At 68.3% G+C, this 677-nt stretch carries 2 protein-coding genes; both read right to left on the bottom strand.

Annotated elements, in window-relative coordinates:
- The coding region (locus tag AC1D00_RS44085) for an acetyl-CoA carboxylase biotin carboxyl carrier protein (RefSeq protein ID WP_477015071.1) at positions 1 to 423 on the bottom strand (423 nt) is incomplete at its 3' end.
- 37 nt (positions 424 to 460) lie between these two features.
- Positions 461 to 677 (bottom strand): type II 3-dehydroquinate dehydratase (locus tag AC1D00_RS44080; RefSeq protein ID WP_477015070.1); only part of this gene is annotated, 217 nt, incomplete at its 5' end.

The raw sequence follows: 677 nt of genomic DNA, 5'->3' as shown, positions 1-677 counted from the left end.
CACCGTGCCGGCGCGCGACGAGGGGATCTGGTTCATGGTCTTCATGGCTTCGATGATCAGCAGCGTCTGGCCGACCGAGACCTTGGTACCGACCTCGATGAACGGCTTGGCGCCGGGCTCCGGCGCCCAGTAGGCGGTGCCGACCATCGGCGAGGTGACGGCGCCGGGATGCTTCGACAGATCGGCCGCGGCGGCAGCGGGCGCGGCGGCGGCCACCGGCAGGCCGGCCGGAGCGGCAGCGATCGGCATCGGCATGGTCGCGGCGACGCTGATGTTGCGGGCGACGCGCAGGCGCAGGCCCGCGCGTYCGATCTCGATCTCGGTGAGGCTGGTCTCATCGAGCAGCAGGGCGAGCTCGCGGRCGAGCGCGGAATCCTCACTGGAAAACTTTGCGGCTGCTTTGTCGTCTGGCTGGCGCGCCATGTTCTTTGATCCGAATGTTCTGTGTGATGAGGGAGCGTCAGGCTTTGGGCTTGAGGCCGAGCTTGGCGGCAAGGCCCTGGATGGCGAGGCGGTAGCCCTCGATGCCGAAACCGCAGAGCGAGGCGAAGGCTGCGCGCGCGGTGTAGGAGTGGTGGCGGAAGCTCTCGCGGGCGTGGATGTTGGTCACGTGCACTTCGACCGTCGGAATCTGCACCGCGAGCAGCGCGTCGTGCAGCGCGATCGAGGTGTGCGAA

Source organism: Bradyrhizobium sp. P2_E8, from assembly GCF_056403875.1.
The sequence above is the reverse complement of the archived record's forward strand: the minus strand, read 5'-3'. Positions and strand labels throughout refer to the sequence as shown.